This window comes from Pseudomonas sp., assembly GCF_049590575.1.
Taxonomy (GTDB): Bacteria; Pseudomonadota; Gammaproteobacteria; order Pseudomonadales; family Pseudomonadaceae; genus Aquipseudomonas.
Genome location: NZ_JBAWDE010000364.1, coordinates 1 through 2,927 on the forward strand (window position 1 = coordinate 1; position 2,927 = coordinate 2,927).

Below are 2,927 nucleotides of genomic sequence, written 5' to 3' on the forward strand. Positions count from 1 at the left end.
ACTGTTGACTGACACTCCGCTATCGGGGGCAAGCCCCCTCCCACATGGATTACTTCTGCTTTTCCAGCTGGTGGTATTTGCCGTCTTTATCCCACTGGTAAACCACGTAGTCGGAGATTTTCAGGTCGCCTTTCGCGTCCCAGGTCTTCTCGCCCATCACGGTTTTGACCGGGTGCGCTTTCAGCCATTTGGCTGCGTCTTCGCCCTTGTTGGACTTGGCGCCGTTGAAGCCGGCGGCCAGGGCCTGCAGCGAGGCGTAGGCGTACAGGGTGTAGCCTTCTGGCTCGTAGCCGGCCTTGCGGAACTCTTCCACCACGGCCTTGCTGTCCGGCAGCAGGCGCGGGTCGGCGCCGAAGGTCATGTACACGCCATCGACGTATTGCGCGCCGCCAGCGGTGGCCACCAGTTCATCGGTCACTACGCCGTCATCGGACATGAACTTGACGTCTTTCAGGCCAGCCTCACGAATCTGGCGAACCAATGGGCCGGCTTCCGGGTGCAGGCCACCGAAGTACACGACGTCGGCGCCCAGGGAGCGGATTTTGGTCACCAGGGCGCTGAAGTCTTTCTCGCCACGGGTCAGGCCTTCTTCCAGCACAGGTTTCACGCCGCGCTTGGTCAGTTGGGCAGCGGTGGCGTCGGCCAGGCCTTTGCCATAAGTGTCTTTGTCGTTGATGACCGCGACTTTCTTGCCCTTGAGCACGTCGACGATGTAATCGCCGGCGACGATGCCTTGCTGGTCGTCGCGCCCGCACATGCGGAACATGGCGCCCAGGCCGCGTTCGGTGACTTGTGGGTTAGTGGAGCCTGGGGTAATCGCGATGATGCCTGCTTCGTCGTAAACCTCGGAGGCCGGGATGGTGTTCGACGAGCAGAAGTGCCCGACCACGCCGATCACTTTGTCCTGGTCAGCCAGGCGGTTGGCCACGGCCACGGCTTGCTTGGGCTCACAGGCGTCGTCGCCTGCCACCAGCACCACTTTCTCGCCGTTGATACCGCCGGCCTTGTTGATCACTTCGGCCGCCGCCTGGGCACCCTTCATGTACTGCTCACCGAATGACGCGTTGGCGCCGGTCATCGGCCCCGCCACGCCAATCTTCACATCAGCTTGAACAAACGTAGAAACACCCAGCGCCGCAGCAACGGCGAGGGCCAGAAAACCTTTCTTGTAAAACGTCTGGGACATGAGTGGTGCTCCGATATTTTTGATTTTTGGCACGACGACTTGCATTCAAACTTTTCACCGAAAGCCCAGAGCAAGCCTCGTGCCATTACGTTTTTATTCTTCAAAAAGACACGGTGTCATTGTGATTGCTGGCGTTTCGACTCCTTTTGCCAGGACGTGCAACCGTCTAGCTTCAATAGGTGCAACCGGCGAGCTGAAAAAGTACAACCTCGGCAGGTCGCACCTGCAACCAGACGGATAAACGGCAGTGCCTACACCTGTAACAAAGTGCGTAACGGAACTGCACATTTACAGTGCGTGATTGCTACGACTTGCACCAATACAGATTAGTAGCCTGCGAAGAAAACGCAGGCTTTTGAGCGGTATTTCGCTGATCAGATCACGATCCGCAGGCATTGCCCGGCGTGATACAGCGAGAATCCGGCTTCGTACAGGCAACTGCGCAGGCCCACCCCGGCCAGCGGCTGCATGGGCGCAAAGGGGATCGGCAACGCCTGGGGCTTCTGATGACACAGGTAGTCGGCAAACGCCTTGCCGACCACGCTGCCGGTGGTCACGCCGCGCCCGTTATAGCCCGTGACTGCCACCAGGCCCGGCGCCGGTTCGAACAGGCGCATCAGGTGGTCGGGGGTGAAGGCGATGCAGCCGGTCCAGGTGTACTCCCATTGCACCGATTTGAGGTACGGGAAGTAATGTTGCTGCACCCGATCGGCCCACGCCTTGAGGAACCACCCCGGTTTCTGGTTACCGTTGCCCAGGCTGCCGAGCAACAGGCGGCCATCGGCATCGCGACGGATGCTGCTCAGCACCTGGCGCGTGTCCCAAGAGCCCTGGCCGCCCGGCAGGATTTGCCGGGCGTTTTCATCGGTCAGCGGCGCGGACGCGACCTGGTAGTAATAGCCGGGAAAAAAGTTGCGCCGCAGCTCCGTCCATTCACCTTCGGTGTAGGCATTCGAGGCGATCACAACCTGTGCAGCCTGCACCGCGCCGCCAGCAGTCTGCACCGACCAGTTCGTGCCTTGGCGCTCCAGCTGGGTGACCGGGGAATGGTCAAACAACTGCCCGCCCAACCCCACGGCGGCGTTGGCCAGGCCGCAGGTGTAGGCCATAGGGTTCAGGGTGCCAGCACGCCGGTCCAGCAAGGCGGCAGCGATTTTCTTGGTACCGGTGGCCTGCTCGCAAGCCTGCCCGGTGAGCAGTTCCACCGGCGCGCCACGGCGTTTCCATTGTTCCTCACGACTGCGCAAATCCGCCTCGCCACGGGCGTTGTGCGCCATGTGCAGGGTGCCCTCGCGGCGCAGTTGGCAATCGATGTTGTACTTGTCGACCAGGCTGAACACCAGCGACGGTGCCGCGCCCAGCATACGGTTGAGCTGGCTGCCGACCGCTTCGCCGAAACCGGCCTCGATCTCATCCGGCGGGATCCACAGGCCGGCGTTCACCAGCCCCACGTTGCGCCCGGAACCGCCGTGCCCGGTGCGATGGGCCTCGAGTACGGCGACGCTTTTACCCTGTTCCAGCAGGTGCACGGCCGCCGACAAACCGGTGATGCCGGCGCCGATCACGCACACATCCACCTTGAGCTCGCCCGCGAGCGCAGCGCGATCCGGCCGGCCGGGGGTCAGGTGTTCCCATAAACATGTTTCGCGTAATGCCATTGCCAGACTCCGATGAGACCTAACAAACAACTTTTCCGAACTGCTAATGCGATCAAATGTGGGAGGGGGCTTGCCCCCGATAG

2 protein-coding genes are annotated in these 2,927 nt (G+C 61.5%); both read right to left on the reverse strand.

The features are described from left to right. Window positions 1-49 precede the first annotated feature (49 nt). Complete coding sequence (locus WBR57_RS25025; protein ID WP_099602068.1) at window positions 50-1,186, reverse strand: branched-chain amino acid ABC transporter substrate-binding protein; 1,137 nt, start codon at window positions 1,184-1,186, stop codon at window positions 50-52. A gap of 374 nt (window positions 1,187-1,560) precedes the next feature. After that, window positions 1,561-2,844, reverse strand: a complete 1,284-nt coding sequence (locus tag WBR57_RS25030) for an NAD(P)/FAD-dependent oxidoreductase (RefSeq protein ID WP_424087609.1) — start codon at window positions 2,842-2,844, stop codon at window positions 1,561-1,563. Window positions 2,845-2,927 lie beyond the last annotated feature (83 nt).